The following is a 26,501-nucleotide window of genomic DNA, read 5'->3' on the forward strand; positions in this document are numbered from 1 at the left end:
CAGGCTCTGGTGCAAACGTGCAATCACGAGGGGATTATTTTCTCTGTTATGCTGATCAAAAGCAGCCGTTTTCACGCATGCTAAAATGCCCAAATCGTCCAATGATAAGATGATCATGAACTGTAATGCCCAGAGAGTTGGCAATTGCAACAATCTCCCGTGTGGTTTGAATATCACTCTCCGATGGGGTTGGATCCCCTGATGGGTGATTATGCGCTAATATCAAGGCTGTTGCAGAGAGTTCTAATGTTCGTTTGATAACCTCTCTGGGGTAAAGCGGAGTGTGATCAATTGTTCCGGTATGCATGACTTCATCGGCAACTAATCCATTGCGTTTGTCGAGGAAGAGGATGCGCGTCTGCTCCCGATCTGAGAAAGCCATAGCCGAGCGACAATGATCAATGACATCGTTGATTGATGAGAGAATACGGTTTTCCGTGATGGCGCCTTTGATGTAACGCTGGGCCCCAGCCTGAATAATTTTCAGGTCAAGCGCGATCGTTTCTCCAATTCCCTTACATTCTAACAAGCGGGGAATAGGGGCAGCCAGAACTTCAGCGAAACTTCCGAATTTCGCAATAAGTGCTTTGGCAAGAGGTTTAACATCCTGACGCTGGTTGCTGCGACACAGGATAAGTTCCAGAAGCTCATAATCAGGGAGGGCGTCTGTCCCAGCTTCAATAAAGCGGGTGCGGAGCCGCTGTCTGTGCCCGTGAAAATGGGGTTTGTCAGGATTACTTTCTGCCATTGCACCTTGCATCATTCAATCGGAACGATCGTAAGAAATGCAAGCTTACAAGGCAATAAAAGCTTCTTAGTACTTCCGACTAACCACCATAAGGAGGCTTATCAAGCCCCTTGGGTGACAGAGTGAAAATCTCATAGCCGGTTTCTGTAACAGCCAGAGAGTGTTCAAACTGAGCCGATAAGGAACGGTCCCGTGTGACGGCTGTCCAGCCATCAGAGAGAACCTTAACGTGTGGGCGCCCCAGATTGAGCATTGGCTCAATCGTAAACATCATACCGGGCTGCAGGGTGACAGAATATGATGGCTCGACGTAGTGGAGAATGGTTGGGGCGTCATGGAAGACACGTCCAAGACCATGGCCACAGAAATCACGGACAACCGAGCAACGCTCGGCTTCAGCATAAGTCTGGATTGCGCGGGCAATATCAACCGTGGTTGCACCAGGTTTAACAGCCGCAATACCACGCATCAGAGATTCATAGGTAATCTCGCACAGTCTCTGGGCTTTACGGGGAACATCACCGATGTAGTACATACGGCTTGTATCACCATACCAGCCATCAAGAATGTAGGTGACGTCGATATTGAGAATATCTCCATCGCGTAATGGCTTGTCATTTGGAATACCATGACAGACAACGTGATTGATTGAAGCGCAGATGGAATTCCGATAGCCGCGATAGTTCAGCTGGGCAGGGTAGGCTCCATTATCACGCCCGAATTCATAGGCTAGCTTATCCAGAAAGGCCGTACTAACGCCTGGCTTTGTATGCTCGACCATCAGGTCAAGAGCTTCAGCTGCAAGCCGTCCGGCGCGTCTCATACCTTCAAAAGCTTCAGGACCATAAATTGGTGGTTCAGGCGAGCGTCTGCGTTCAAGATTTATATCGTCGTTCATCATTATATCCGGTGAAGGTCGATACAGACCTTCTGAAACACTGAGAGATCATTGCTGATCCATCGTCTGTTACATAGTTGTTTGCACCTGCTCTTTTAAGGGGGGAGAGCGAAGCTTTAGAATGATTTGGCATGCTAAATTACTTTATGCAATACGCGAACGATAATAGATGAGAATTTGCACCGGACAGCTGGCAATATAATAAGGGGGGTGTATATAGGCATATCCGCATCTACATGGTATGGTTCGGAAAATCGTTAAGCTGAGAAAATACAAGCGTTCTGGACGGCTATATGGATAATTCACAACCCTTCGGTACCTATGCGCCACATGGTTTTGTGCGCCGTGTGCTTAACTGTACACGTGGATTGCCGAAGACATGGTTGGCTCAACGGTTTTCGTATTTTCTGAGAACATTGGCGATACGTGCACTGAAAGGTGCGCCGCTGGATGTTGAAACGCTTGGCGTTAAAATGCGCCTGTTCCCCTACAATAATGTTTGCGAAAAGCGCATATTGTTTGCACCTCAGAATTTTGATTCTGTGGAGCTGGGAATTCTGGCCGAGCGGATCACTGAAGGGTTCCGTTTTATTGATGTTGGAGCCAATATCGGGGCCTATTCGCTCTTCGTTGCCGCGCGTTCTGACGGGGCAGCGCGTATTCTTGCGATTGAACCACAGCCTGAAATCTTTGACCGGCTGGTTTATAATATTGCCCAGAACCCTTTCGGAACAATCAAAGCCTTTTCCTGTGCCGTCGCAGATAAGCCGGGTGAACTGACTTTATTCCTTGATCCGTTTAACCGCGGTGAATCGAGTTTGAAAATTGTTGGCTCAAGCCAGACAGAAACAATACGTGTACCAGCCATGCCTTTGATGAACCTGATTGCAGGTGAGGGGCTTACTGGTATTGATGCGATGAAAATAGATGCCGAAGGATCTGAAGATCTGATCCTTGGGCCATTTTTCAGAGATGCTGAAAGTCGTCTTTACCCAAAACTGCTCATCATCGAGGACAGTGGTACCCTCTGGCAGTTTGATATTCCCGAGCTGTTGACGCAAAGAGGGTATAAATTGCTTACCCGTACGCGTCTTAACCTCATCTATGAACTGCAGGAAGCCTGATCTTATTAAGCTACAATAGGTACAGGCTTTGCAATTGAGATGCCTTCCGGGCTGATGTCGCATGTATAGGCATAGCTTTTGACACCTGCAGCAAGCGCTTCTTTGAAGGCGTGATCATATTCCGGATCAATATCCCGTGCGACATCAAATTGGTCTGCTTGCATCTGGATAACGTAGACAAGCGCGGCATGAGCACCTTGTGCGACCATATTGGCAAGTTCTCGCAGGTGACGAGCTCCGCGTTTGGTAACGCTGTCAGGAAACTCAGCTAAGCCCTTTTTACGCATCATATGGCAGTTCTTGACCTCGAGATAGCATGGAGGGGCATCAGTATTTCTCAAGAGAAAATCAACACGACTGGCTTCACCGTATTTAACTTCGGCCTTGATATCATCATAAGCCTTGAAAGGCTCAAGCCTTTTATCTGCCAGAGCTTCCGCAACGAGGCGATTGGCCAGTGATGAATTAATCCCGATGAGTTGCAGGTTTTCCCCATCCGGTGCAGCTTCTACCAGCTCCCAGCTATATTTGAGTTTTCGGGACGGGCTATCTGACTTTGACAGAAAAACTCTGGAACCGGCTTCCTTTAGCCCGAGCATAGAGCCGGGGTTTGCACAATGGGCTGTAATGACCGTTCCGTCAGTAAGCTCGACATCTGCAAGAAAACGCTTGTAACGCTGGATAAGACGTCCTTCTATAAGTGGAGCTGAGAATTTCATGAGTTTCCAGTTATATGTTCAGATAAGAGTGTTATTACTATCGGAAAATGCATGTCTGGAATAATTTTGCAATTCCCAATAGCCTTTCAAGAACCTAAATATGAATGACGCAAACAGAATTCAGGTATGGTTATGACACAGAACGCAGTAACAGCAGCCATTCTTGTGATTGGTGATGAAATACTCTCAGGCCGTACCAAAGATAAGAATATTGGTTATGTCGCCGATTATCTGACGGCACTGGGGATAGACCTCTGTGAGGTCCGGATTGTACCTGATGTCGAGGTTGAAATTGTTGAAGCGCTTAATGCGCTCAGGCATCGTTATACCTATGTCTTCACGACGGGTGGTATCGGGCCAACTCATGATGACATTACAGCCGATAGTGTTGCGAAAGCTTTCAATGTTGAAATCCATGAAGACCCACGAGCTATCGAGATGCTGCTTGTACGGTTCAAGCAGGGGGACTTGAATGAGGCGCGTCGTCGGATGGCACGTATACCTGTTGGTGCCTCACTGATTGAAAACCCGGTGTCTAATGCTCCGGGCTTTAATATTGGGAATGTCTTTGTCATGGCCGGGGTGCCGGCAATCATGCAGGCAATGCTGGACAATGTTGCACCGCTTCTTCAAAACGGGGTCAAGGTGTTATCTGAGATCATTGAGGTTCCTGGTATTAAGGAAGGGGATTATGGCGTAGGGCTTGCAAAAATTGCTTCTGCTTTTCCAGATGTGTCCATCGGTTCTTATCCGCATCTGACAGAAACGGGCTTTTCTAATCAGATTGTTGTGCGCTCAAGGGATGGTCGATTATTAAAAGAAGCCGTAAAGGCAGTGCATGATTTGCTTAAAGAGCTTCAAGCGCAGGGCTTTTAAGTGTAGGAAACGAACTTTCCGGAAATTCTCTCAAGGAACTAAGAATGACGCCGCATCCCTCCAAAATGTTTCCAGTTTCATGGGATCAGTTTCACCGTGACGCTCGCGCTTTAGCCTGGCGTCTGACGGATGCAGGCCCATTCCACGCAATTATCTGTATTACACGTGGTGGTCTGGTTCCGGCGGCCGTTATTGCCCGTGAGCTTGAAATCCGGATGATCGATACAATCTGCATTGCCAGCTACCATGATTATAAAAATCAGGGCGAACTCAAGGTTCTCAAGGATATCTCCGATTCCGTTAAACAGAGTAATGGTGGTAAAGGAAAAGGTGTTCTTGTCATCGATGATCTGACAGACACCGGCAAAACGGCACGTATTGTGCGTGATATGCTGCCAGAAGCGCATTTTGCAACCGTGTATGCTAAGCCGGCTGGCCGGCCGCTGGTTGATACCTTTGTAACGGAAGTCAGTCAGGATACATGGATTTTATTCCCTTGGGATATGGGGATGTCCTATCAGGCTCCGATTAATGAAGGTTCGAAAGGATAAGGCTCTGAAGACGTTTCCTGCAACATCTTTTGATATCAAGCTTATGCAGTCAACGTTATTTGCTGCTTTGGTTGATGCAGCAAAGCTTTATGGTTCTTCGCGTATCATTCTGGAAGATCATGAACGTCGCCCAATGACCTATGGACGGCTGATTACCGCTTCTTTGGCTCTTGGACGGAAGCTGGCTGACCTGAGTGAAAAAGGCGAACATATCGGCGTTATGTTGCCTAATGCACAGGGGCTGGTGCCAGTACTGTTTGGTTTGAATGCTTTTGGCCGGGTTCCAGCGATGCTGAACTATACAGCCGGGATACGTAATTTGCAGGCAGCCTGTGAGGTTGCAAGCCTCAAAGTTATTCTGACATCCAAACGTTTTATTGAGCAGGGAAAGCTTGATGATATCGTGGCTGCTTTTGAAGAAGACGGCCGACGTATCGTTTATCTGGAAGATATCCGAGATACAATTACGACATTTGACAAGCTGAAGGGTATGCTTGGCACTTGGTTTGCGAAACAGGTGCATGCCAGATATGCAGTCAAGCCGGATGATAAAGCTGCCATTCTGTTTACGTCAGGCTCAGAAGGAAAGCCGAAAGGTGTTGTTTTAAGCAATGCCAACCTTCTGGCAAATTCCCGTCAGATTGAAGGGCGTGTCCGTCCGGTTCTGACCCAGGATGATGTGATCTTCAATCCACTGCCGATGTTCCATAGTTTCGGTCTTACTGCTGGTGCCATTCTGTGGCTGATCAGCGGCTATAAGGTTGTGCTGTATCCAACACCCTTACATTTCAGGCAGATTCCAAAACTTATTGCAGGCACAGGCGCAACAATTGTTGTCTCGACAGATACATTTGCGCGCCATTACGCACGGGCTGGTGAGGGGGATAATCTCTCAAAAGTTCGCTATATTGTAGCGGGTGCTGAACCTGTGCGGGCTGAAACGCGGGAACTTTGGGAAAAACATGGCACTGTTTTGCTTGAAGGTTACGGGGTTACGGAATGTTCACCCATTCTGGCTGTCAATTTGCCGGATGCTTTCAAGCTTGGAACGGTTGGTCGTCTGTTGCCCGGCATAGAGGCACGGCTTGAACAGGTTGAAGGACTTTCGGAAGGTGGACGCCTTTATGTTCGTGGTCCGAATATCATGCAAGGCTATCTTTCAACCGAGAGTGAAGGAAAGCTTGTGACACCGCCAGATGGCTGGCACGATACAGGTGATATTGTTTCCATCGACGATGGCTTCATCACGATTCGCGGGCGCGCAAAGCGTTTTGCCAAGATTGGCGGAGAAATGGTGTCTCTGGCAGCTGTTGAATCAGTCGTTCAGCGGTTATGGCCCGACGATAATCATGTCGTGATTTCGCTGCCGGATTCCCGTAAAGGTGAGCAGCTAATCCTTGTGACAAGCCGAGAGACTGCTGATAAGGATGAACTGTTAGTTTTTGCTCAGGAGCAGGGTTTTCCAGAGCTTTGGGTACCAAAATCAATTCTTGTATCCCAGATACCGGTTCTTGGCTCTGGTAAGATTGATTACGCATCAACAGTTGAGCTGGTGAAAAATTTACGGGCAATGCTGTGATGTGTTCTGGATATGCTCCAGAATAAAGCGCACACGCTCTTCAATCGGACGACGTGGAATTTCAAGTAGTCTATATCCGTATCGGGTATAGACTGAGAGCATGGCTTTATAGGTCGCCTCCGCTATTTCAAAGTTCTGTTTGCGCTCTGCATCATTCTCGTAAATTTCCTGCCATGGCGGCAGTATGAATACCAGTTGGTTATAGCGATGGTTTTGCGCGGCACTCTGCATGTCCTGAGAGACAGATAAGCCCTCAAGTTCTGCATATCCAATAACGTCCAGAATCCCGCGATCAAAAAATACTGGGCTTTGGGAGGATGCAAACAGCTTGTAATTCTCAATTTCATATTTGAGCATCTGTCCTGCAAATGCAGCCTTGTCCTCCCAGGGGAGAGCGGTTCCATTATTGGCAACCTGCTCTTTAATTATGCGGCGGCCTGTTTCTTCAGAGATCTGGAAACCTCTATTTTCTAAAGCGTTAATCAGTGTTGTCTTACCTGATCCGGGGCCTCCGGTCAGGATGAAAAGGTTATTTGAGTTGATCGACAGCATCGAATGCTCCTCTCTGGTATTGAGAAAAGGAATATTTTACGCGTTGCATGAATAAACAGGGAAGAAGAATTAAAGTGCGTATTTTGCAATAATATCAGCGATTACGTCGCTGTTGTTGGTTCCATTTGCAATAATATCGGCAACATCTTTGGTGTACTCAGCTGCGTTACCCATTGCTACACCAAGGCCAACAACTTCAAGCATGCTGGTATCATTATGGTTGTCACCAAAAGCGATGATGCTTTCGGCCGGAATGTTTTGTTTCTTGGCCCATTCCAGCAGGCGGGCGCCTTTGCTGTTCCCATGATTGGCGATATCAAAGCCGTCTTTCGCAAACCATTCGCAGCTTAAGCCGATTTCACTGACAATATCGCGTTCAAAAGCTTTGAGTTGCTCATAGTTGTCGCTGACGACAACAAAGCTGTAAATCAGCGGTTCTTCTGCGAGAAGATCGGCATAATCAGGAAAATGCCGAAATACGGGCTTCAATTCTTCTGGCAGTTGGTGGCCCCATTCAATATAGAGCCGTAATGTTCTGTCAGGTTCAACATAGTTCAGTGCATCAGTAGTGAGAACACGTGCAACAATTTTATGCTGATTTGCGAGAGACAGGAATTGTTCAGCCTGTGCCATACTGACAGGGTTGGCCGCAAGAGTGGACTGGGTCAAAAAATCATAAAGGTAAGCGCCGTTACAGCAAATAGCAGGCGTTGTTAGGTTTAGCTGGTGATGATAGGGGCGGGTTACCATATGATGACGCCCGGTCGTTATCAGCACTTCTATACCCTTGGCGCGGGCAGCATGAATGGCTGCAATACTGGATGGGCGTATCTGCCGCTGGGAGTCCAGTAATGTCCCGTCAAGGTCAAAGGCAATTGCTTGAAAATGCATAACGACCTGTCGCGTAACCGATAAAAATCGGATTGGTGCGGACGGCGGGGGTCGAACCCGCATGAGCTATGCCCGAGGGATTTTAAGTCCCTTGCGTCTACCTGTTTCGCCACGTCCGCAAGTGTCGCTAGACATAAAGGGAAACAATGACCTGATCAATAGTATCTCTGAAAGTTTTTTTGTATGGCATTCCAGTCGGTTTTTCAGGAATCCCGACCTGTCATTTACTGGAAAGATTTACCGGGGAGTACTTTCAGAAGTACTCCCCGGCGGTGTTGTCAATCTCCGGACTTATTGGAAATATCCGAGAGATTTATTTGGCTTCTTTACCTTTTGATGCTCAAGCCATTGTCAGCAAGGCAGCCAGAATTGCACTGCCCGATCTCTGGATGTTGATATATTTTTACGTTCCATGTTCTCTCCTAACAGAGCAAAATATTTATCCGGCCTCTCAAATGAATTGAGAGCATTCGCATTGGTCAAATATTAAGTCCTACTTATTAATAGTCCATAATATGGACTTTTTTATTTATAAGTACATTGACCGTAGCGCTATTAAATAATAAAATCATAAAAGATAATGTGTTAATGCTTTAATATTATTCCACTATTTGGACTATTATGGAAAAAACAGCTTCTGTATCTGGCGCTCAGACAATCCATAAGGCGATTAGCCTTCTTAAATTCATTGCCCGTTTTTCAGGCGAAGGAGCGCGTCTGATAGATCTTGTTCGGGGGATGGAGATCGGTCAGCCTACGGCTCACAGACTATTGCAGGCCCTCGTCGCAGAAGGTCTGGTAAAACAGGATACTTCCCATCGCTACCATCTTGGTTCTCTCGTATTTGAGCTAAGCCTCACGTCAGGGCATCATTTCAATCTCGCGGATATATGCACACCTGTCCTGAAGAAGCTGGCTGATGAAACCGGAGATACGTCCTTCCTGTTTCTGCGCAGTGGTGATGATGCCATATGTCTGGCGCGGGAACAGGGCCCTTACCATATACAGACACCGGTTGTGCCGGTTGGCAGCCGTCAGCCTCTGGGCGTGAGTGCTGGGGGGCTGGCAATCCTCAGTGCTTTGTCGGAACAAGAAGCTGCCGCAGTTCTCAAGGCAATTACACCAAGACTGGTTATGTTCGGAAACCTGACAACAGACAGAGTCTGGGAATATTATCTTAAGTCAAATGCAGTTGGTTATGCCGCAATCTCCAACCGTGCAGCTCCCGGAGTGAAGGGTGTGGGTGTTCCAATTATAGGAGAGATTGGCACGCCAATTGCAGCTGTAACACTGGCAACAACTATAAGCCGTATGACTGAAGAGCGTATTCAGGAGATCATACCTGCCCTGAATGAAGCAGCTGAACAGATCGATGTTCTGTTGCGTCAGTTTTAAAAGTGCGGTCATTAAAAGGGTAAAAAGAATTGTAGGTCCTTCGCGTCTACCTGCTCTGCAGTTTATCTTTGTTATCTGTATATTGATTTATGCCTCAAAGGATTTAAGCAGCTCTTCGCTTGGAAGAGATGGGGTCTCCATAATGGCAGAAATACCAGATGCCCCAACAATAACGCCGCTTTTCAGATAAAAGTGACCGTCTTCAAAATAGGCAAAGTCAAGCTGGCTCGCAGCCTGAGGTCTGTAAACGATATACCAGATATGTTCTTGAGCTTCTGATGGGGCTTTCCAATGTGCTTCCAAGTGAACCTCCCAAATGGTTCATAGGAAACAAATAACTCAACCACTGGTTCCGTAAAATTTAGGAAAATATTCCATCCTGGGATTGGTGTTCAATCTCTCTGGGTTTCATTAAATTTATATAATTGATATTTTAGTTGTTTGATCTTTAGGTTTTAGCTGTTTTTTCAGCAATTACATATTGTTTTTCTTGCAAAGTTTACAATAAAAGAAGCTATATATTTCTGTCACCTCAATAAGGTGCTAACTGCCTCTCGGTTATAGCGAAATACCTACGTAAATAAACGAGAGCATTAAGTAAGACTGGTCGACAATGAAAAGTACAAGTGGTCCTTATCTGACCTATAAACTGGAACTCATACAGACACAGGCTATCAAGGCGGCAGACCGTATCTATAAGAAAGATATTGGCTTAAGCCTCCGTGAAATCAGATTGTTGCGGTTTATCCATGATTACCCGAAGATTACAGCTACCGATCTGGTTGGGAAAATGGTCCTCGACAAGGCTCTTCTGTCGAAGAATATTGCAGTTCTTGAGAAGAAGGGGCTTATAAAGCGTGAAACCAGTTCACATGACAGTCGTGTTCAGTGCCTTTTTCTGACTGAGGATGGTGAAAAGGTCTGGCAGCAAGCAGAAATTATCGGACGCGGTCTGGAAAATATCACTTTTGGTTCTTTCTCTGATGAAGAGTGGGAAAATTTACACGCTAGTCTGGATAAACTGATAGAACTGGTGAATAAGTGGCAGGCGTCACTGAAAAAATAGTTATCCTCGACATGTAGGGAGATTTGAATGAGCGATGAAATTCAGGATAAGAAAGAAAACCTGAAAATAAAGGAATATCGCTATCTTATACTCCTGATCATTTTTGCGATTTTTGTCTGGAGCTTTAAAGATTACTACGTCTATCTCCAGACGAAGGAAGTGATGGCTGAAAAAGACAAAAAGATTGCAGAATTGAATCAAATAATAGCTGCAACACATTGTGTTTCTTTTAGAACTTCATATGAGCAGTCTGAGCAGGAATATCGCTCCCTGAGAAAAGACAAACAGGCAGATACCGAAGATAAAGTCGCATCTGACCCGCAGCTTCAGGCAAAATTTGCCGAAGTTCGCCAGCAGGGTGAGCTGTTCTTGAAATGTATGGGCCGCATGTAAGCGGCCCTTTTTAGCCTTTATAGCCGTATAGCCAGTCGTAACGCTTGACCATGCCTGTTGGGCCGGAGCGGCTGATGACCATGTTGCGCGGCACGGCAATCAGGGCCGGAGCATGATAGATTTTACCATTGCGCTTTGAATTGTCCTGTACCTTGCGGGCCCGATCAATACGCTTGGCGTGGTAGCTTGCGAGAGCCTGCGTGATATTGTCGGGGGAGGCAGCCAGTTCCTGAACAATGCAGGCCGCGTCTTCAATAGCCAGAGCAGCGCCTTGTGCCAGAAATGGCAGTACTGGATGCACGGCATCGCCCAGAAGTGCGATGCGCCCTTGGAACATCTTCTGGGCTGTTACATAGGCTAAGGACCACAGGAGCCAGTCATTTTGACTGGAGAGGAGCTGTTTCAGTTCTGGGGCAATTGTTCCGTAACTTACTAAAAGATCAGATAACTTGCCGGGGGCCGTCCAGCCTTCAACGGGCTCTTTGCTTCTTTGAATGGCCACAATATTGGTCAGGCTGCCGTTTTTAATCGGGTAATGGACAACATGCCCATGAGTGCCAAGCCACAATCCGGTTTCATCACGTGGCAGCGATGCAGGCGCAAGCTGGCTGTCAATTGTTGTGCGCCAGGCGATATAGCCCTGATAAACAGGAGAGCGTGTATCGCCGATGACTTTACGGATGGTTGAGCGAACGCCATCAGCTCCAATCAGCATATCTGCCTGTAGATTTTCCAAGGCGCCGCCTGCTGTGGTTATGGCAACGCTAACACCAGTGTTGTCCTGGGTTGCGTTTGTAACTGTTCTGCCAACCAGTAGCTGAATGTTGGGGCGGGAGCGGACGGCATCAAGCAGGATGGTCTGGAGGTCAGCGCGATGAATAACCCAGTAAGGTGCCTGATAGGTGCTCTGCATATGATCACGCAGAGCAATCTCGCCGATACGGTTACCCGATTTCATTGAGCGGATAACAACACGTGTCGGGTCTGAGGCTGCACGTTGCAGGGCTGGCCCCAGTCCTAAGGCAATAAGGATGCGACTTGCATTTGGAGATAACTGCAAGCCGGCTCCGACCTCGCTAAAGCCAGTGCTGCGCTCAATAAGCGTAATGCGGTGTCCGGCATTGGCGAGGGCCAGAGCAGAAGTCAAGCCACCAATACCGGCACCAATAATGGCTATATGATGGGACACGTCAGGCTGCTGCTGTCGAATCGATTTCTGTATAAAGACAGTCAGCCGGGTCTGCTGCGCCGTGTTTCAAGGATGGGTTATACTTGAAGAGGGTTGAGCAGTAGGGGCAAACGATTTCGTTTTCTGCACCCATATCAAGAAAGATATGAGGATGATCCAGTGGTGGCTTGGCGCCAATGCACATAAACTCCTTGTCACCAACCTGAATTGATGGGATGCCACGTTCATTCTGGAAGTGGGGAATACCGTTATGGGCCATTGAATACCTCGATAACTTGTCCAAAAGGATATCTATCTGTTTGGGCGCAACATAATCAACTTGACGGCTCGCGCCTAGTGTCCGAATTGATGTAAAGCTATTTTTCTTGGATTAAAATAACAATAGGGTCGATGCCGCACATTATTTTTATTGTGGCAGGACTTTAATTCAGAACGTAATTTCGGGATTACCATGCAGTCTTTTTCTTCTAACGGCGTCTCAATTGCTTTTATGGACAGTCCTTCTGAACAAGGAAGGGGGGAGCCGATTCTGCTGATCCATGGTTTCGCATCCAATCATGCGGTGAACTGGGTTGATACCGGCTGGGTCAGTACTCTGAATAAAGCGGGTTATCGGGTTATCGCGCTTGATAATCGTGGTCATGGTCAGAGTGAAAAGCTTTATGATCCCGCAGATTATGCCTCGCAGCTGATGGCCGCTGACGCTGTTCGCCTGCTGGATTATCTTGATATCGAAGATGCTCATATCATGGGTTATTCGATGGGGGCTCGGATTACAGCCTATTTCGCTCTTCAATATCCGCACCGGGCCAGAACTGCGTTATTGGGCGGGCTGGGAAATCATCTCATCAACGGTGTTGGTTTGCCACTTAGTATTGCTGAGGCGATGGAAGTGCCATCAGTGGATGTTCTGATAGACCCAATGCAGCGTATGTTCCGTTCATTTGCGGAACGGACAAAGAGCGATCTTCGTGCCCTTGCTGCGTGTATTCGTGGCTCTCGTCAGACAATGACACCCGATGAGGTTGCGCAAATAAAAACGCCAGTGCTGATCTCTGTTGGAACAAAAGATGATGTTGCTGGTTCGCCTCATGAACTGGCTGATTTATTCCCTAATGCGGAAGCATTGGATATTCCCGGCAGAGATCATAATCTGGCGGTTGGTGACAGGGTTCATAAACAAGGTGTTTTAGATTTTCTGGCACAATTCGGGTGAGTAAAAGTTGAATTATTTGAATCTGTTGTGATGAGAAGCTGAAGAGCTTAAAGTAAAGATTCAAGTGGCCGAAAAAATGGGTAGAATGGCTATGAAAAGTTCAGGCATACATCGCCAAGTCAAAAGCGATACCGTTGATCCTGTATGGGATCGGGTTCGCCAAGAAGCCGAACTGGTTGTCCATGATGAACCTGCTCTTGCCGGTTTTATCATGTCGTCCATTCTCAACCATGAAACGCTTGAAGCAGCAATTGCCCATCGTATTGCCAATCGTATTGGGCATGGGCCCATGCCGGCCGATATGATTGTTCATACCTATATGATGATGGTTGAAGATCAGCCCTCAATCAGTCTGGATATTCGGGCAGATATTACAGCTGTGGTTGAGCGTGATCCGGCCTGTAACCGTTTTATTGAGCCTGTTCTTTACTTCAAGGGGTTCCATGCAATCCAGACGCATCGTCTGGCCCACTGGCTCTGGGGTAAGGGCAGGATTGATTTTGCCCTTTATCTTCAAAGCCTCTCATCACAGGTGTTTCAGACGGATATTAACCCGGCAGCCAGTATTGGCCGCGGCATATTTCTTGACCATGCGACCGGGGTTGTTGTTGGTGCAACTGCGGTTATCGGTGATAATGTCTCCATTCTTCAAAATGTTACGCTGGGCGGAACAGGTAAGGAGAAGGGGGATCGACATCCTAAAATTGGCAGCGGTGTTCTGATTGGTGCGGGTGCCAAGGTTCTTGGAAATATCACGGTTGGAAAATGTGCCCGTATTGCAGCGGGTTCTGTTGTTCTGACAGCCGTGCCTAACAACACAACAGTTGCTGGGGTGCCTGCGCGCGTTATCGGTGTAGCCGGTTGTGCAGAGCCTGCATTGAGTATGGACCAGCTTCTTGCCAGTCTTGAGTCAAGTAGCCTTTGAAAAGTTGCCAATGAGTCATGGAGAGGGTTGATTAGCCCCTGTCCGCATGCCATTCCGTATGTTCATATATTTTAAGAGGTTTTAAGGTGGATAAAGCAGAACTTGCCAAAGTAGAACGTTACCTGCGCCAGACATTTGCTAACAGCAGTCTGAGTGTACGTGCCCGTCCGAAGAAAGATGATTCAGCCGAAGTTTATATCGGTGATGAGTTTATCGGTGTCCTGTTCCTTGATGATGAGGATGGTGACCGTTCCTACAATTTCACAATGGCGATTCTGGACACAGATCTGGACGACTAAGTGAGATACCCCTGATTATCAGAGGGACTTATCATGCCGATTTATGCGCTTGGAGAAGATACACCGATTTTGCCAGATAATGGTGAATTCTGGATTGCACCTGATGCGCAGGTAATGGGCAAAGTACGTTTGGCACCGGATACCAGCATATGGTTCGGTGCCATTTTACGTGGTGACAATGAGCTCATTGATATCGGTGAGGGCAGCAACATTCAGGATGGTGTGGTTATCCATACTGATGTTGGCATTCCTTTCCAGGTTGGTAAGGGCTGCACGATTGGTCATCGCGCTATTCTGCATGGATGTCAGATTGGTGATAACACCCTGATCGGGATGGGCGCGGTTATCTTAAATCAAGCCGTTATCGGGAAAAATTGCCTGGTTGGAGCGAATGCTCTTGTCACTGAGGGTAAGACCTTCCCGGATAATTCACTGATTGTTGGCGCTCCAGCACGGGCCATTCGTGCTTTGACAGAAGACGAAGTCGCCAAGCTGGCAAAAGCCGCACAACGCTATGTGGCAAATTCAAAGCGCTTCAAAGCACAGCTTAAGGCGCAGCCATAAAGAAAGGCCGCTTAAAAGCGGCCCCAAGTTCGCGTTAAATCTCTTTACTGAATTCAGTTCTTAGCAGTTGTGGTTGGGGAGGTAACACCACCCAGAGAAACCCACTGCTGATCAATATTGCCTTCCTGCTTGACGTAGACGTAATTTGTTTCGCCCCACGGCAGGATAGCTGATGTCTTATTATCGAGGATATAGTCGCCCTGTGTGGTGCGAACCATAAGAACAGCGTGACCTTCACCTTCTTCGTCAAGAACAACAGTCATACGCATGGCACGACGTGGAAGGCCCTGTTCTGCAAGAAGCTTACGCTTCAGGAGCTGGTAGTCTTCGCAGTCACCCTTGTTATCAGTTGGGAGGTCCCACTTATCAGCAACACCCCAATGATCCATATCTGTGACAGGCTTAACATCACGGTTTACCTTGCGGTTTACCTGAACAAGCTGCTTCCAGATATTTGGTGTCATTGTGATGACTGCGGCTTCATTCGTATCTACTGCACATTCTTCTGCATGACGATTGCAAAAATCAACCCATGCTGAAACCGGCTTTGCCTTACGCCCATTGACTTCGATAGACTCTGTTGGTGATGGCAGAGAGGCCATAACCTGTGCATTGGCGCTGAGCATTGCCATCATGGCAAATACGGCACCAAGTGCAGCTGTCTTCAAAGTGTATGTGACCAGGTTGGTCATCGGCGGCTTCCTGAACAAAGAATTAACAAATCGTTAACGGACATTGCCAGTTCATGGTTCCGTGCTCAAGTCGGAAGTTAAAAAAAGGTTAACGGCGCAACGGGTGTGAATTAACGCTCTGTTCGGAGTTCTTTGGAATTTTCTAATGCATTGATTAAAATGGGATTTTATTTATTTTTGAGAGATGATTTGTGCCGTGGAGGTAATAAGATATAGTCTTTCACACAATTCACTCATCTGAAAAAAGCATGACACAATCACCTGATATGCAGAAAACGCACCAGCCGATTATTAACCTTCCATGGATTGTGACGGCACTGATATTCTCGTTTATTGCCATTCATCTATGGCGGGGCTGGTTCCTTACACCTGCAGAAGATGGATTATTTCAGTTTGAGTATGCTCTTGTTCCGGCGCGGCTGAGCATTGCTTACCTGACGGATGGCTTGCAGGCGGTTGTTGCTGCCATTCAGGAAAGTGGGGATGCTGATACGTATTTGCAGCTTTCCCTCGTGCAGCAGATCATGGGTGAGGGAAGTGTCAGATTAGAAACCCTTCTGACGCATACATTCCTACATGGCTCCTGGCTTCACTTGGGTTTTAATGCAATTTGGTTTGCGGCATTTGGGGCTCCGCTGGCACGGCGGTGGGGAACCGTTTGGTTTATTATCTTTTGCATTCTGACAGCCTTGACTGGCGCGTTATTTCATTACCTGTCGCAACCCTATAGCGTTATTCCAACGATTGGGGCTTCTGGTGTCGTCTCTGGTATGTTTGGGGCGGCTGCATGGTATGTTTTTGATCGTAATGACAGCGGATATGTCAGTGAAAGTGTTTCATACAATAGACGGCTTAACTTATCAGAGCTTGTCCATCACCGAACAGCTTTAGCCTTTACCGGATTCTGGCTGGTTGGGAACTATTTCTTCGCGCAGTTTGCCGGGGAGCTTGTTGGTGAACATTCAACGATTGCGTGGCAGGCGCACGTTGGTGGTTTTATTGGCGGGTTTTTGTTTTTTCCCCTTCTTGATGATCATATACGAAAAGCTGAGAGTTAATCGTTTCATTTTTGTGCTGTTCTATATCTATGCCCTTTTCTCTACTGAAGGGCGCTACAGTTCCTAAAGAGCCACTAATTATTGAAAATGATTTGGGGGCGGGAGGAACGTGCAATGAATGTGGAACAAATCCTGCGTAATAAAGGGTCTCGGGTTATTACAATCCGGCCGCAACTGACGCTGACTGATGCCGCAGCTGCTCTAGGCTTGCACCATATTGGTGCTTTGGTTGTTAGTGATGAGAGTGACCCAATCCTGGGGATTTTATCTGAACGTGATATTGTGAAGGCGATAGCAGCGCGTGGTAGTCATGCCTTATCGGAGACGGTTGCTGCTAATATGACGAAGGATGTCATTGTCTGTACAGGTGAGGCCACGCTTATTGATATTCTTGAGCTAATGACGAATAAAAAATTCAGACATATGCCAGTCATCGAAAACGAGAGGCTTATAGGTCTTATCTCACAAGGTGATATCGTCAAATACCGCATGGCCCAGATTGAGGCTGAGCACGATGAGATGATTGATTACATCACGACAGCTGGTGAGAAACATGTCTCACCCTCATAAGGTAACGCAGCTGATAACTTATTTACTGTTCTGTACCAGTTTCAGAGTTCCGTCTGAGAGCTGGACAGAGCGGTAGAAGCAGGAGAGGCGGCCCGTATGGCAACAGCCGCCGTCGCCTCCAACAGTTACGCGTAGTTCTAGGGCGTCCTGATCGCAGTCTGTGCGCATTTCAACCAATGTCTGTATCTGGCCACTTGTCGCGCCCTTATGCCAAAGCTCCTGCCGTGAGCGTGACCAATACCAGACAGTGCCTGTGTCGAGGGTCTTGCGCAGTGCTTCGGCATTCATATACGCAACCATTAAAAGCTGGTTTGTATGTGCATCAATGGTTACGCAGGTAATCAGGCCATTGGTATCAAAGCGAGGGGCAAAAACAGTGCCTTCTTCAAGTTCTGATTTGGAAGAAAGAACCGGAAAAGCATTAGGGGCTGTCATTTTTCGTTCTGCCTGATGAGAGAAATGAATTGGGATTGCCGGATAGGCTCATCTTTAAAGACGCCGGTAAAATGTGCCGTCAGCGTTTGTGTCCCCGGTTGGCGGATACCGCGCATGGACATACACAGATGTTCAGCCTCCATAATGACCGCAACACCTTTTGCATTCATTCCCTTTTGGAGCTCTTCAGCAATCTCTGCCGTCAGCCTCTCCTGGGTTTGAAGGCGATGGGCAAATGTACGTACCAGCTTCGCGATGCGGGAGAGACCGAGGATTTTCTCCGATGGAATATAACCCACGTGCGCCTTTCCAAAGAAAGGAACCAGATGGTGCTCACAATGGGAATAAAACTGGATATCTGAGATTAAAACAATCTCGCCATAATCGGCCTCCTTGGGGAAGGTTGCATCCAGATCATCAGCGGGGCTTTTAAAATTACCGGAGAATATATCCAGATATGCTCTGGCAACCCGCTGCGGGGTTTCGCGCAGGCCTTCACGCTCCGGGTTATCGCCCGCCCACCTGATGAGCACTTCGACGGCAGCCTCGGCTTCCTCACGCGTTGGTCGCTTAACGGCTGGCGCGATAACGCTGATCGCTTTCTGCCGCTCTTCCATTTGATTTCTCCGTTTAATCATATCTATACACTGGTACGTACAGGTCTTTAGCACTTTATCTCGCAATAGACAGGGAGTATATGCATGCTTATTGGATATATGTGGGCGTAACGGCTGCTATGCTGGATGACATTTACAATAAACGTATTCTTGAACTGGCAGCGGATATCCCACGTTTAGGGCGTTTGGCATCTCCTGACGCAACGGCAAAGGCATCATCGAAAATTTGTGGTTCAACAGTTACAGTTGATCTTATCGTAAAAGATGGCGTGGTTGCCGATTTTGCCCATGAAGTTAAGGCCTGTGCATTAGGGCAAGCCAGCTCATCACTTATGGCACGCCATATCGTAGGTATGCATTGTGATGATCTCAGGATCTTACGTACAACCATGCATCAAATGCTGAAGGATGATGGGCCTGCACCCACTGGTGAGTTGCAGGACTTTGAGGTTTTGACACCTATCCGTGCATTTCCAGCCCGTCATGCTTCTGTACTGCTGACATTTGATGCTGTTGTTGAAGCACTGGATAAACTGTCCTGAGGTGTTGATTAAAATCAGAACTCCGGCACGAGGCCGGAGTTTTTTAGTTCAGTTCAATGGGCTTGCTGATACCCAGCTTCTTTTCTGCCCAGCGGGCAAAGCGCAGTACGGGATAGCAATAGATAAAATAGAAACCTGCAACGACAAGCCAGATAAACAGGGTGTAGCGGGCATTCAGCTGAATCATGGACTGCCCCTGACGTGTCAGCTCTGTGATCGCGACGACAGAGAGAATGGCAGTACTCTTGATGATCATGACGTAAACGCCACTCATGGATGGCACCATAAGGCGCATGGCCTGTGGCAGGATAATCAGACGTAAAGTCTGCGTATGTGTCAGCCCCAATGCAGTTGCTGCATTCCATTGCCCCTCAGGGACAGTCTGAATGGCACTGGAAACAATTTCAGAGACATAACTTGACGTGTAGATGGAAAGCGCAACAAACGCTGCTGTTGTAGCATCCCACTGCAACCATGAAATGTTCAGGTTGGGCATGACATAATAGAAAATATAGAGCTGAACCAGGAACGGTGTGCCACGAAGAACGTGGATATAGAGCGCCAGCAGTGGGTTCAGTACAGGTATCCGTTCAGTGCGCAGGATGCCGATCGCAAAACCAAGGGTTGAGCCTGCGAGAATGGCGACCAGAGAAACCTTAAAGGTCTCAATAAAGCCTTGGAACAGGAATGGCATGATCCTGATAAACAGGGTCCAATATTCATTAAGGGTAAGGAGAATGGTTTCCATAATGCTTACCTCTTCGCGTTCCATGCCGGCCCGGCAAGATAGGTTTTGATCAGATGGGAAAGCCCGAGCAGGGCTACATAGATAACCAGATAACAGGCAGCTATTGTCAGGAAGCTCTCATTCGGCTTTACGCGCTCACTGTTGATCAGCAGACCGGCACTCATAATCTCAAAGACTGTGATGATTGAGAGAAGAGAGGTATCTTTGACGAGAACGGCTGTCTGTCCTAGCAAAGGCGGCAGAACATTGGCAAAAGCCTGCGGCAGAATGATGTAGCGCAGTCTTTGCGTATAAGTCATGCCAACCGACTTGGCGCCTTCAATCTGTCCCTTGGGAACGGATACAATTCCGGCTCTGATAATCTCAGCCATATAAGCAGCGGTATGGAGCGACAGGGCAATAATACCCGGCCAAAGCTCATTCCAGCGTGCTGTTGATGGGAAGAGAGAGGGAAGGCCGTAATAGATTATGTAAATCTGGACAAGAAGCGGTGTTGCACGGATGAATTCAATATAGGCAGAGACCGGGCGCCAGAAAATGCCATGCTTTGACAGGCGCATCAGTGCCAGAACCAGACCAATCGTAATGGACAGAATAAGAGACAACCCTGCAGCAAACAGCGTCTGGCCGAAACCATACGCCAGCTGGTCAAGGTATTGCCCAACAATTCTGTAGTTATAATAGTCGAGGAGCCATTCCATCAGATTAGCCAGAGCCTGCTTTTCATTCGTCGTATTTTTGTGCAGATTTTTAAAAGGGGTGGAGATTTAAGAAAGCCCCACCCACTTAAACAGGATTACTTGTGATCTTTTTCCCAAGCATCCGAGTTCCACCAGTAGTCAAGCAGTTCATCCAGACGCTTGTCAGCTGAAACAACTTCAATATAGTTGTCGAGCCAGAATTTCAGATGGTTATGGCTTGGATTTACAGCAAATGCCAGTGGCTCGCGAGCCATGGCATTTTCAAGGATTTTAAGGTTGCCATATTCTTTAATGAAGGTGCGGATGTTCGCAACGTCCGAAACGCCAGCATCAATACGACCTGTTGATACAGCCTGAGCAACGTCAACTGTACCACCGGAGAATTCTTTCAGAGTTGCTTTTGGCATATAACGCTTGGCTGCTGCTGCATAAGAACTGGCCTGTGTTGCGCCAACCAGCTTACCTTCAGCATTTGCCTCCTGCCATGTCTTGAGAGGAGAATCCTTCAAGGCGAACGCTGCTGTTTCCTGATAGAACATTGGACGGGAAAACAGAAGCTGGGCTGCGCGCTGAGGTGTTGGGGCCATATCAGCCGCAATCATATCGACCTTACCAGCGAGGAGGGCCGGGATCAGGGCTTTCCAGTCATAATCCTGAATGACAAGCTTAACACCGAGGTCTTTGGCCATCATTTCAGCCAGTTCAATCGCAAGGCCTGTACGCTTGCCGTTCCGATCAATGAAGCTGACTGGTGGTCCCTGTGTCTGAACGGCAATACGCAGTTCGCCACGCTTCAGGATATCATCCATTTCGTCTGCATGCCCCGGGAGGGCAAAGCCGATCCAGCTCAGAGCGATAGCAAGAGCGAGAGAGAGCTTTCTCAGTAGTGATGCCATAATATGTTGCCTCAATAACAGATAGTTGCTTGTAGATTAGAAACCTCTAGTGAGATTGCCTGTTTGGTTTATAAAATTTGTTCGAGAAACAGCTTTGCCCTGTCAGACTGCGGGTTGTCAAAGAAATCATTCGGTTTTCGTTCTTCAACAACCTTGCCATTGTCCATAAACAGGATGCGGTCTCCCACTTTTCTGGCAAATTGCATTTCATGGGTAACGACGGCCATTGTCATACCCTCGGCAGCAAGTTGCCCCATTAGCTCCAGAACACCCTCAACAGTTTCAGGATCAAGGGCAGAAGTTGCTTCATCAAACAACATGATCTTTGGGTTCATAGCCAGAGAACGGGCAATCGCTACACGTTGTTGCTGGCCACCGGACAGCTGGCTCGGATAACGATCCGCCAACTGTGGAATGCCAACTTTTTCCAAGAGATCTTGTGCAACCTTGGTGGCTTCAGCCTCACTTCTGCGGCGCACGACTTTCTGTGGCAGAATGATATTGTCCAGTACGCTTTTATGCTGGAAAAGATTGAAGTGCTGGAAAACCATGCCAACTTCCGTTCGCAACTGGTCCACATTGGTTTTCTTGGCTGTTAGCGAGACACCGTCAATGATGATACTGCCTGAGTCAATTGTCTCTAAGGCATTGAGTGTCCGCAAGAAAGTGCTTTTGCCAGAACCAGACGGACCAATGACCACCAGAACCTCGCCACGGTTGATAGTTGTCGATATACCATCCAGTGCGCGGTGGCTTCGGCCGCCCGCGTGGAATGTTTTTGAGATATTATCGACAATAACGATGGGGTCGACTGCGGACATTTTTACGACTGGTTTTTAAACTAACGATTGTTGATGTTTGCTTCTTGTACAATCAAAACAAACATACTGATGGATTAATTGAACGAACGACTATATTTGATGGTAACCTTGAAGGCCACTCACAAAAGACGACAAGTGGCCGTTGTTCAAGAGTTATTTGCGATTTCTAGCAATTTCATACAACTATGTTGATAAAAGAGGTGTTTTGATGGGTTCGGTAATACGTCAGGCTGCACATTATGCCATTCGGGCATACCAGCTGACGTTGTCGGGCCTGATTGGTCGCCATTGTCGTCATTGGCCATCCTGCTCAAGCTATACGGATGAAGCTATTCAGAAATATGGCCTGTGGCGTGGTGGATGGATCGGTTTTGCAAGAATTTGCCGGTGTGGGCCGGGTGGAACACATGGTATTGATCTGGTGCCGGATCAGCTGCCTCAACAGGCCAGATGGTTCTTGCCCTGGCGTTATGGGCGCTGGCGTGGTGTGAATGCACCGCCTCCCATGACATGTGAAGACCTTGGAACGGATGAGACCAGGCCCAATAAAGAGCAATAATTCATCTGGGCAACAGGCTTGAGGCATTGTCTGTCAGTACATGGTGGTATATGTGATTTGTCGTTGCGGTGACAGACGTCTATTCTCCCGCATGCTGGTTGTTATCGAAACGGATACGCTAACAACCTTATTTCACGAACAATCATCCGTGTCCGCTTACCTGCTGTGTTTGCAGGAGTGAGCCAGGAGTTATGTATTAAATGATTACCATAACATTTCCCGATGGCGCCCAGCGTCAGTATGAATCCGGCGTATCTGGTAAGGATATCGTTGAGGGTATTGCCAAGTCACTTGCAAAGAAGACTGTTGCCATGGCGCTTGACGGTGTTGTCTGTGACCTGACAGATGCCATTACAGCTGATGCGCGTATCGAATTTGTAACCCGTGATGACCCAAGAGCACTGGAACTGATCCGCCACGATTGTGCGCATGTTCTGGCGGAAGCTGTTCAGACGCTGTTCCCGGGAACGCAGGTGACCATTGGTCCGGTTATTGAGAACGGTTTCTATTACGATTTTGCACGTGACGAGCCTTTTACGCCTGAAGATTTCAAGGCGATCGAAGCTAAAATGCGTGAAATCATTGCGGCAGACCGTCCTTTTACAAAAGAACTCTGGAGCCGCGAAAAGGCAAAGCAGGTTTTCCGTGATAAGGGCGAGCTCTATAAAGTTGAGCTGGTAGACGCCATTCCGGAAGGTGAAGACCTGAAGATTTACCATCAGGGTGACTGGTTCGATCTTTGCCGGGGCCCACATATGACCTCAACAGGCAAGATTGGCAGTGCCTTTAAGTTAATGAAGGTTGCCGGTGCTTACTGGCGCGGCGATTCCAATAACCCGATGCTGACCCGTATTTACGGTACAGCCTGGGCAGCGCAGGCTGAGCTGGATGCTTACCTGCATCAGCTGGAAGAAGCCGAAAAGCGTGATCACCGCCGCCTTGGTCGTGAAATGGATCTGTTCCATTTTCAGGAAGAGGGACCGGGTGTTGTTTTCTGGCATGCCAAAGGCTGGGCCCTGTTCCAGTCTCTCATCTCTTATATGCGTCGCCGTCTGGAAGGTGACTATAACGAGGTGAACGCTCCCCAGATTCTGGATAAGGCCCTCTGGGAAACATCCGGTCACTGGGAATGGTACCGTGAGAATATGTTCGTAACGGAAACCGAAGATGAGCGTGTTTTCGTAATTAAACCGATGAACTGCCCGGGTCATATTCAGATATTCAAGCACGGCTTGAAATCTTATCGTGACTTGCCGATGCGTTTGGCAGAGTTCGGTTCCGTGTCCCGTTACGAGCCATCAGGTGCATTGCATGGCCTGATGCGTGTCCGTGGCTTCACGCAGGATGATGCTCACATCTTCTGTACCGAAGACCAGATGGCGGAAGAGTGCCTGAAGATCAATGATCTCATTCTCTCAACCTATGCTGACTTTGGTTTTGATCAGATTGTCGTCAAGCTCTCAACGCGCCCTGAAAAGCGTGTTGGCACTGATGCGATGTGGGATCATGCTGAAGAAGTTATGACTCGTGTTCTCAAGCAGATTGAAGAGCAGTCCGGTGGACGCATCAAGACGGATATCAATCCGGGTGAGGGTGCATTCTATGGGCCGAAGTTTGAATATGTTCTGCGTGATGCCATCGGCCGTGACTGGCAGTGTGGTACAACGCAGATTGACTTCAACCTGCCAGAACGTTTTGGTGCCTTCTATGTTGACCATGATGGCCAGAAGAAGACACCTGTTATGGTACACCGCGCAATCTGTGGTTCAATGGAACGCTTTACCGGTATTCTGATTGAGCATTTTGCAGGACACTTCCCGCTGTGGCTTGCCCCACAACAGATTACAATCTGCACGATTACGTCCGAAGCAGATGATTATGCGCTGGAAGTGGCAGAACAGTGCCGCAAGGCCGGGCTGCGTGCCGAGGTTGATCTGCGTAATGAGAAGATCAACTATAAGGTTCGTGAGCATTCACTGGCTAAGATTCCAGTACTGCTTGTGGTTGGTAAGAAGGAAGCAACTGAAAAAGCTGTTTCTGTTCGCCGCCTTGGCAGCCAGAACCAGACGAATATGACTTTGGATGAGGCTCTGAGCTCTCTCGTGAAAGAGGCGACGCCTCCGGATACAAAGTGATAAAATTAAGGGGCCTGCGGGCCCCTTTTTAATTCGGGGTTGAATCACCTGCGCGGTCTTTGGTTTCAATGACTTCAATGTCACGATTCAAACCTGCTTCTACTTTAAATTCTCGGCTGTAGACTTTGTTGTCATGGCGCGCAATCAGCACATAATCACCTTCTGCCAGTGTCACTTGCGGGAAAGCGCCGATGGCTTCACGCACAACGTCACCACCGGGGGTGAGTACGCTGAAAGCCGTATCCGCAAAAGCCTCACTACCTTCTGTTGCGACAAGCTTCAAAGTAACAACCGCAGCACGATGGTTAAGAACCGCTTCTGTAACTTTGCCTGTTTCTACTTTTAGGTCTGCACGCTGGATAGCGTTGGCATCGCCATAGGTAGAAACGATATGATAGGTGCCAGCCGGTAATCTGATGGTATCTCCGGGTTTGGCGTTAGACAAGATAAGCTTGCCTTCTGTGTCTGTACCAATGGAAACATAAACAGAGAAAGAGATGAGAGGAGAGGGGATAGGCGTATCTCCAACCGTCCCGCTAAGCTTCAGAGCGCCTGCATTCACGATAAGTGTTTCTGTCAGGGCCCGATCTTCAACATTGATCTTTTTAGATGTGCTGGCATAGCCATAGGTTGCCTGAAGAATATACTCGCCACTTGGCAGGTAAATGATTGGTGAGGCTTCCTGAGATTTGGTGACCAGAGCAGGAGACACATTCTCGTCAACGCTTTGATAAACGCGCCAGACAAGACCAGATGTAATATGGCTTTCGGAATCACCAAGGGTTGCTAAAGCAACAACCGGAAATTTCTGCTGTTCCTCAGAAGTGGAACTGGTTGGCTGCTCTGATGTTGCAGGAGGCTGTAAAGCTTCAGTGGCCTGCTGAGCATTTCCGATCAGAGGAAACAGGATTGCAAATACTGCTGGAGATAATCGGCCTATGAAAGTGTTCTGCAACATGTTTACTACCAGCTAAGCCTTTTTCGGAAGGAATGCCTTTGTCTGCTTTAATGACATGATTGTCTGAAAACAAAGGCTTAATTCTGATTTGTCTTTAACAGAAAGGTGTGCTGGATGACAGCGGCAAATTTAAGTTAGCTCTTTATTGCACCAGAGTAGATACTTTAAAGAACAATACATGGTCCGGTTACAGGTAGGAAACGGAATGAACGATACACTTAATTTGATAAAACAACGCCGCTCGCTTTCAACAAAGCAGCTCAATGCACCGGGCCCGGATAAACAGCAGCTTGTTGAGATTCTCACATTGGCATCCCGCGTTCCGGATCATGGCAAGCTGGTGCCATGGCGTTTTGTTGTTATTGAAGGGCAGGCCCGTGAGACTCTTGGAAATGTTATGGCAACTGCTTTCAAACAGTCTCATCCGGCCGCAGATAGTGAGATGCTTGAGACGGAACAGCAGCGGTTTATGAAGGCACCTGTGATTGTGGCGCTGGTTGCACGCACAATGCCTCATCCCAAAATTCCCTCATGGGAGCAGCAGCTAACAGTCGGGGCTGTGGCAATGAACCTTTTACTGGTCTGCGAAGCTGCGGGCTTTTCAGGTAACTGGCTCACAGGTTGGGGGGCCTTTGATCGGCGTATCCTGAATGAACTTGGGCTCAAGCCGATAGAAAAACTGGCGGGCTTTATTCATATCGGAACGCCCGCAGTTGCTCTTGCGGAGCGAAGTGATCGTGCAAGGCCAGATATGGCTGACATTATTAGCTACTACGGAGAGTAA

General features: G+C 47.9%; 33 protein-coding genes and 1 tRNA gene. 17 read left to right on the forward strand and 17 right to left on the reverse strand.

Annotated features, from left to right (window positions below; all coding sequences use genetic code 11):
* Positions 1–55 precede the first annotated feature (55 nt).
* Together radC and map are read right to left on the reverse strand one after the other, a co-directional pair.
* Positions 56–748: a RadC family protein gene (radC, locus tag WJT86_RS10495; protein WP_346337512.1), complete on the reverse strand. Its 693-nt coding sequence runs from the start codon at positions 746–748 to the stop codon at positions 56–58.
* A 79-nt stretch (positions 749–827) separates the two neighbouring features.
* Positions 828–1,646, reverse strand: coding sequence for a type I methionyl aminopeptidase (gene map / locus WJT86_RS10500; RefSeq protein ID WP_407066946.1), 819 nt, complete (start codon positions 1,644–1,646; stop codon positions 828–830).
* Between the two features lie 293 nt (positions 1,647–1,939).
* Between map and WJT86_RS10505 the strand changes: the two genes are divergently transcribed.
* A complete protein-coding gene (locus WJT86_RS10505) occupies positions 1,940–2,770 on the forward strand; it encodes an FkbM family methyltransferase (protein ID WP_346337514.1) in 831 nt (276 codons plus the stop codon).
* Between the two features lie 5 nt (positions 2,771–2,775).
* Here WJT86_RS10505 and sfsA read toward each other — a convergent pair whose 3' ends face one another.
* Positions 2,776–3,489 carry a DNA/RNA nuclease SfsA gene (gene sfsA / locus WJT86_RS10510; RefSeq protein WP_346337515.1) on the reverse strand — a complete coding sequence of 238 codons (714 nt, stop codon included), beginning with the start codon at positions 3,487–3,489 and terminating at the stop codon, positions 2,776–2,778.
* Between the two features lie 132 nt (positions 3,490–3,621).
* Here sfsA and WJT86_RS10515 point away from each other — a divergent pair, with 132 nt between their 5' ends.
* From WJT86_RS10515 to WJT86_RS10525, 3 genes are read left to right on the forward strand one after another with little or no spacing between them, the layout of a single operon-like run.
* Positions 3,622–4,365 carry a competence/damage-inducible protein A gene (locus WJT86_RS10515; protein ID WP_346337516.1) on the forward strand — a complete coding sequence of 248 codons (744 nt, stop codon included), beginning with the start codon at positions 3,622–3,624 and terminating at the stop codon, positions 4,363–4,365.
* A 44-nt stretch (positions 4,366–4,409) separates the two neighbouring features.
* Entirely contained in the window at positions 4,410–4,916 is a 507-nt protein-coding gene (gene gpt, locus WJT86_RS10520) for a xanthine phosphoribosyltransferase (protein WP_346337517.1), read from the forward strand.
* Positions 4,897–6,495, forward strand: a complete 1,599-nt coding sequence (locus WJT86_RS10525; RefSeq protein WP_346337518.1) for an AMP-binding protein — start codon at positions 4,897–4,899, stop codon at positions 6,493–6,495. The genes gpt and WJT86_RS10525 overlap by 20 nt, the downstream gene beginning before the upstream one ends.
* On the opposite strand, the gene WJT86_RS10530 is transcribed toward WJT86_RS10525, so the two are convergent.
* The 3 genes from WJT86_RS10530 to WJT86_RS10540 all read right to left on the reverse strand — a co-directional run bounded on the left by WJT86_RS10530 (position 6,478) and on the right by WJT86_RS10540 (position 8,057).
* Entirely contained in the window at positions 6,478–7,047 is a 570-nt protein-coding gene (locus WJT86_RS10530) for an AAA family ATPase (RefSeq protein ID WP_346337519.1), read from the reverse strand. The two genes, WJT86_RS10525 and WJT86_RS10530, sit on opposite strands and share 18 nt — an antisense overlap.
* A 69-nt stretch (positions 7,048–7,116) precedes the next feature.
* The gene (locus tag WJT86_RS10535) at positions 7,117–7,938 is read right to left on the reverse strand and encodes a pyridoxal phosphatase (RefSeq protein WP_346337520.1); all 822 of its coding nucleotides are present in this window, start codon (positions 7,936–7,938) and stop codon (positions 7,117–7,119) included.
* Positions 7,939–7,971: 33 nt separating this feature from the next.
* Positions 7,972–8,057, reverse strand: a tRNA-Leu gene (locus WJT86_RS10540).
* Between the two features lie 502 nt (positions 8,058–8,559).
* Between WJT86_RS10540 and WJT86_RS10545 the strand changes: the two genes are divergently transcribed.
* A complete protein-coding gene (locus tag WJT86_RS10545; RefSeq protein WP_346337522.1) occupies positions 8,560–9,333 on the forward strand; it encodes an IclR family transcriptional regulator in 774 nt (257 codons plus the stop codon).
* Positions 9,334–9,420: 87 nt separating this feature from the next.
* Here WJT86_RS10545 and WJT86_RS10550 read toward each other — a convergent pair whose 3' ends face one another.
* Positions 9,421–9,636 (reverse strand): hypothetical protein, encoded by a 216-nt coding sequence (locus tag WJT86_RS10550; protein WP_346337523.1) that lies wholly within the window; start codon positions 9,634–9,636, stop codon positions 9,421–9,423.
* Between the two features lie 310 nt (positions 9,637–9,946).
* Here WJT86_RS10550 and WJT86_RS10555 point away from each other — a divergent pair, with 310 nt between their 5' ends.
* Positions 9,947–10,399, forward strand: a complete 453-nt coding sequence (locus WJT86_RS10555) for a MarR family winged helix-turn-helix transcriptional regulator (RefSeq protein ID WP_346337524.1) — start codon at positions 9,947–9,949, stop codon at positions 10,397–10,399.
* A 27-nt stretch (positions 10,400–10,426) separates the two neighbouring features.
* On the forward strand, positions 10,427–10,792 hold the full coding sequence (locus tag WJT86_RS10560; protein ID WP_346337525.1) for a hypothetical protein: 366 nt from the start codon (positions 10,427–10,429) through the stop codon (positions 10,790–10,792).
* Between the two features lie 10 nt (positions 10,793–10,802).
* Here the strand turns inward: WJT86_RS10560 and WJT86_RS10565 are convergent, their stop codons facing one another.
* Positions 10,803–11,981: an FAD-dependent oxidoreductase gene (locus WJT86_RS10565; protein ID WP_346337526.1), complete on the reverse strand. Its 1,179-nt coding sequence runs from the start codon at positions 11,979–11,981 to the stop codon at positions 10,803–10,805.
* Between the two features lies 1 nt (position 11,982).
* Positions 11,983–12,240: a zinc-finger domain-containing protein gene (locus WJT86_RS10570; protein ID WP_346337527.1), complete on the reverse strand. Its 258-nt coding sequence runs from the start codon at positions 12,238–12,240 to the stop codon at positions 11,983–11,985.
* A 192-nt stretch (positions 12,241–12,432) separates the two neighbouring features.
* On the opposite strand from WJT86_RS10570, the gene WJT86_RS10575 reads away from it, so the two are divergent.
* The 4 genes from WJT86_RS10575 (at position 12,433) to WJT86_RS10590 (ending at position 14,985) form a co-directional block, all read left to right on the forward strand.
* Complete coding sequence (locus WJT86_RS10575) at positions 12,433–13,197, forward strand: alpha/beta fold hydrolase (protein ID WP_346337528.1); 765 nt, start codon at positions 12,433–12,435, stop codon at positions 13,195–13,197.
* Positions 13,198–13,282: 85 nt separating this feature from the next.
* Complete coding sequence (gene cysE, locus WJT86_RS10580; RefSeq protein WP_407066947.1) at positions 13,283–14,122, forward strand: serine O-acetyltransferase; 840 nt, start codon at positions 13,283–13,285, stop codon at positions 14,120–14,122.
* An 86-nt stretch (positions 14,123–14,208) separates the two neighbouring features.
* Entirely contained in the window at positions 14,209–14,421 is a 213-nt protein-coding gene (locus WJT86_RS10585; RefSeq protein WP_346337529.1) for a DUF3126 family protein, read from the forward strand.
* A gap of 33 nt (positions 14,422–14,454) precedes the next feature.
* A complete protein-coding gene (locus WJT86_RS10590) occupies positions 14,455–14,985 on the forward strand; it encodes a gamma carbonic anhydrase family protein (protein ID WP_346337530.1) in 531 nt (176 codons plus the stop codon).
* A gap of 53 nt (positions 14,986–15,038) precedes the next feature.
* Here the strand turns inward: WJT86_RS10590 and WJT86_RS10595 are convergent, their stop codons facing one another.
* Positions 15,039–15,677 (reverse strand): transglutaminase-like cysteine peptidase, encoded by a 639-nt coding sequence (locus tag WJT86_RS10595; RefSeq protein WP_407066948.1) that lies wholly within the window; start codon positions 15,675–15,677, stop codon positions 15,039–15,041.
* A gap of 248 nt (positions 15,678–15,925) precedes the next feature.
* Here WJT86_RS10595 and WJT86_RS10600 point away from each other — a divergent pair, with 248 nt between their 5' ends.
* Positions 15,926–16,735, forward strand: coding sequence for a rhomboid family intramembrane serine protease (locus WJT86_RS10600; protein ID WP_346337531.1), 810 nt, complete (start codon positions 15,926–15,928; stop codon positions 16,733–16,735).
* A gap of 114 nt (positions 16,736–16,849) precedes the next feature.
* Positions 16,850–17,305 (forward strand): CBS domain-containing protein, encoded by a 456-nt coding sequence (locus tag WJT86_RS10605; RefSeq protein WP_346337532.1) that lies wholly within the window; start codon positions 16,850–16,852, stop codon positions 17,303–17,305.
* A gap of 18 nt (positions 17,306–17,323) precedes the next feature.
* Here WJT86_RS10605 and hisI read toward each other — a convergent pair whose 3' ends face one another.
* Both hisI and folE read right to left on the reverse strand, forming a co-directional pair.
* Positions 17,324–17,740 carry a phosphoribosyl-AMP cyclohydrolase gene (gene hisI / locus WJT86_RS10610; RefSeq protein ID WP_346337533.1) on the reverse strand — a complete coding sequence of 139 codons (417 nt, stop codon included), beginning with the start codon at positions 17,738–17,740 and terminating at the stop codon, positions 17,324–17,326.
* Positions 17,737–18,357, reverse strand: a complete 621-nt coding sequence (gene folE / locus WJT86_RS10615) for a GTP cyclohydrolase I FolE (RefSeq protein WP_346337534.1) — start codon at positions 18,355–18,357, stop codon at positions 17,737–17,739. The genes hisI and folE overlap by 4 nt, the downstream gene beginning before the upstream one ends.
* Positions 18,358–18,476: 119 nt before the next feature.
* Between folE and WJT86_RS10620 the strand changes: the two genes are divergently transcribed.
* Complete coding sequence (locus tag WJT86_RS10620; RefSeq protein WP_346337577.1) at positions 18,477–18,899, forward strand: iron-sulfur cluster assembly scaffold protein; 423 nt, start codon at positions 18,477–18,479, stop codon at positions 18,897–18,899.
* 43 nt (positions 18,900–18,942) lie between these two features.
* Here the strand turns inward: WJT86_RS10620 and WJT86_RS10625 are convergent, their stop codons facing one another.
* From WJT86_RS10625 to WJT86_RS10640, 4 genes are all read right to left on the reverse strand, one after another.
* A complete protein-coding gene (locus WJT86_RS10625; RefSeq protein WP_346337535.1) occupies positions 18,943–19,647 on the reverse strand; it encodes an amino acid ABC transporter permease in 705 nt (234 codons plus the stop codon).
* 5 nt (positions 19,648–19,652) lie between these two features.
* The gene (locus tag WJT86_RS10630; protein WP_346337536.1) at positions 19,653–20,348 is read right to left on the reverse strand and encodes an amino acid ABC transporter permease; all 696 of its coding nucleotides are present in this window, start codon (positions 20,346–20,348) and stop codon (positions 19,653–19,655) included.
* A 95-nt stretch (positions 20,349–20,443) separates the two neighbouring features.
* Positions 20,444–21,244: an ABC transporter substrate-binding protein gene (locus tag WJT86_RS10635; RefSeq protein WP_346337537.1), complete on the reverse strand. Its 801-nt coding sequence runs from the start codon at positions 21,242–21,244 to the stop codon at positions 20,444–20,446.
* A 68-nt stretch (positions 21,245–21,312) separates the two neighbouring features.
* The gene (locus WJT86_RS10640; RefSeq protein WP_346337538.1) at positions 21,313–22,065 is read right to left on the reverse strand and encodes an amino acid ABC transporter ATP-binding protein; all 753 of its coding nucleotides are present in this window, start codon (positions 22,063–22,065) and stop codon (positions 21,313–21,315) included.
* Positions 22,066–22,273: 208 nt separating this feature from the next.
* Between WJT86_RS10640 and yidD the strand changes: the two genes are divergently transcribed.
* Positions 22,274–22,624, forward strand: coding sequence for a membrane protein insertion efficiency factor YidD (yidD, locus tag WJT86_RS10645; protein ID WP_346337539.1), 351 nt, complete (start codon positions 22,274–22,276; stop codon positions 22,622–22,624).
* A gap of 200 nt (positions 22,625–22,824) precedes the next feature.
* Positions 22,825–24,759: a threonine--tRNA ligase gene (gene thrS, locus WJT86_RS10650; protein ID WP_346337540.1), complete on the forward strand. Its 1,935-nt coding sequence runs from the start codon at positions 22,825–22,827 to the stop codon at positions 24,757–24,759.
* A gap of 28 nt (positions 24,760–24,787) precedes the next feature.
* On the opposite strand, the gene WJT86_RS10655 is transcribed toward thrS, so the two are convergent.
* Positions 24,788–25,717 carry a hypothetical protein gene (locus WJT86_RS10655; RefSeq protein ID WP_346337541.1) on the reverse strand — a complete coding sequence of 310 codons (930 nt, stop codon included), beginning with the start codon at positions 25,715–25,717 and terminating at the stop codon, positions 24,788–24,790.
* A gap of 205 nt (positions 25,718–25,922) precedes the next feature.
* Between WJT86_RS10655 and WJT86_RS10660 the strand changes: the two genes are divergently transcribed.
* Positions 25,923–26,501 carry a nitroreductase family protein gene (locus WJT86_RS10660; RefSeq protein WP_346337542.1) on the forward strand — a complete coding sequence of 193 codons (579 nt, stop codon included), beginning with the start codon at positions 25,923–25,925 and terminating at the stop codon, positions 26,499–26,501.

This window comes from Hohaiivirga grylli (assembly GCF_039655745.1).
Classification (GTDB): Bacteria; Pseudomonadota; Alphaproteobacteria; order Rhizobiales; family Beijerinckiaceae; genus Hohaiivirga; species Hohaiivirga grylli.

What these genes read in the sequence shown, in the direction of transcription:
- radC (WP_346337512.1), bottom strand. Translation starts at nt 748, where the DNA reads ATGGCAGAAAGTAATCCTGACAAACCCCATTTTCACGGGCACAGACAG.
- map (WP_407066946.1), bottom strand. Translation starts at nt 1,646, where the DNA reads ATGAACGACGATATAAATCTTGAACGCAGACGCTCGCCTGAACCACCA.
- WJT86_RS10505 (WP_346337514.1), top strand. Translation starts at nt 1,940, where the DNA reads ATGGATAATTCACAACCCTTCGGTACCTATGCGCCACATGGTTTTGTG.
- sfsA (WP_346337515.1), bottom strand. Translation starts at nt 3,489, where the DNA reads ATGAAATTCTCAGCTCCACTTATAGAAGGACGTCTTATCCAGCGTTAC.
- WJT86_RS10515 (WP_346337516.1), top strand. Translation starts at nt 3,622, where the DNA reads ATGACACAGAACGCAGTAACAGCAGCCATTCTTGTGATTGGTGATGAA.
- gpt (WP_346337517.1), top strand. Translation starts at nt 4,410, where the DNA reads ATGACGCCGCATCCCTCCAAAATGTTTCCAGTTTCATGGGATCAGTTT.
- WJT86_RS10525 (WP_346337518.1), top strand. Translation starts at nt 4,897, where the DNA reads ATGAAGGTTCGAAAGGATAAGGCTCTGAAGACGTTTCCTGCAACATCT.
- WJT86_RS10530 (WP_346337519.1), bottom strand. Translation starts at nt 7,047, where the DNA reads ATGCTGTCGATCAACTCAAATAACCTTTTCATCCTGACCGGAGGCCCC.
- WJT86_RS10535 (WP_346337520.1), bottom strand. Translation starts at nt 7,938, where the DNA reads ATGCATTTTCAAGCAATTGCCTTTGACCTTGACGGGACATTACTGGAC.
- WJT86_RS10545 (WP_346337522.1), top strand. Translation starts at nt 8,560, where the DNA reads ATGGAAAAAACAGCTTCTGTATCTGGCGCTCAGACAATCCATAAGGCG.
- WJT86_RS10555 (WP_346337524.1), top strand. Translation starts at nt 9,947, where the DNA reads ATGAAAAGTACAAGTGGTCCTTATCTGACCTATAAACTGGAACTCATA.
- WJT86_RS10560 (WP_346337525.1), top strand. Translation starts at nt 10,427, where the DNA reads ATGAGCGATGAAATTCAGGATAAGAAAGAAAACCTGAAAATAAAGGAA.
- WJT86_RS10570 (WP_346337527.1), bottom strand. Translation starts at nt 12,240, where the DNA reads ATGGCCCATAACGGTATTCCCCACTTCCAGAATGAACGTGGCATCCCA.
- WJT86_RS10575 (WP_346337528.1), top strand. Translation starts at nt 12,433, where the DNA reads ATGCAGTCTTTTTCTTCTAACGGCGTCTCAATTGCTTTTATGGACAGT.
- cysE (WP_407066947.1), top strand. Translation starts at nt 13,283, where the DNA reads ATGGCTATGAAAAGTTCAGGCATACATCGCCAAGTCAAAAGCGATACC.
- WJT86_RS10590 (WP_346337530.1), top strand. Translation starts at nt 14,455, where the DNA reads ATGCCGATTTATGCGCTTGGAGAAGATACACCGATTTTGCCAGATAAT.
- WJT86_RS10595 (WP_407066948.1), bottom strand. Translation starts at nt 15,677, where the DNA reads ATGACCAACCTGGTCACATACACTTTGAAGACAGCTGCACTTGGTGCC.
- WJT86_RS10600 (WP_346337531.1), top strand. Translation starts at nt 15,926, where the DNA reads ATGACACAATCACCTGATATGCAGAAAACGCACCAGCCGATTATTAAC.
- WJT86_RS10605 (WP_346337532.1), top strand. Translation starts at nt 16,850, where the DNA reads ATGAATGTGGAACAAATCCTGCGTAATAAAGGGTCTCGGGTTATTACA.
- hisI (WP_346337533.1), bottom strand. Translation starts at nt 17,740, where the DNA reads ATGACAGCCCCTAATGCTTTTCCGGTTCTTTCTTCCAAATCAGAACTT.
- folE (WP_346337534.1), bottom strand. Translation starts at nt 18,357, where the DNA reads ATGGAAGAGCGGCAGAAAGCGATCAGCGTTATCGCGCCAGCCGTTAAG.
- WJT86_RS10620 (WP_346337577.1), top strand. Translation starts at nt 18,477, where the DNA reads ATGCTGGATGACATTTACAATAAACGTATTCTTGAACTGGCAGCGGAT.
- WJT86_RS10625 (WP_346337535.1), bottom strand. Translation starts at nt 19,647, where the DNA reads ATGGAAACCATTCTCCTTACCCTTAATGAATATTGGACCCTGTTTATC.
- WJT86_RS10630 (WP_346337536.1), bottom strand. Translation starts at nt 20,348, where the DNA reads ATGGAATGGCTCCTCGACTATTATAACTACAGAATTGTTGGGCAATAC.
- WJT86_RS10635 (WP_346337537.1), bottom strand. Translation starts at nt 21,244, where the DNA reads ATGGCATCACTACTGAGAAAGCTCTCTCTCGCTCTTGCTATCGCTCTG.
- WJT86_RS10640 (WP_346337538.1), bottom strand. Translation starts at nt 22,065, where the DNA reads ATGTCCGCAGTCGACCCCATCGTTATTGTCGATAATATCTCAAAAACA.
- yidD (WP_346337539.1), top strand. Translation starts at nt 22,274, where the DNA reads ATGGGTTCGGTAATACGTCAGGCTGCACATTATGCCATTCGGGCATAC.
- thrS (WP_346337540.1), top strand. Translation starts at nt 22,825, where the DNA reads ATGATTACCATAACATTTCCCGATGGCGCCCAGCGTCAGTATGAATCC.
- WJT86_RS10655 (WP_346337541.1), bottom strand. Translation starts at nt 25,717, where the DNA reads ATGTTGCAGAACACTTTCATAGGCCGATTATCTCCAGCAGTATTTGCA.
- WJT86_RS10660 (WP_346337542.1), top strand. Translation starts at nt 25,923, where the DNA reads ATGAACGATACACTTAATTTGATAAAACAACGCCGCTCGCTTTCAACA.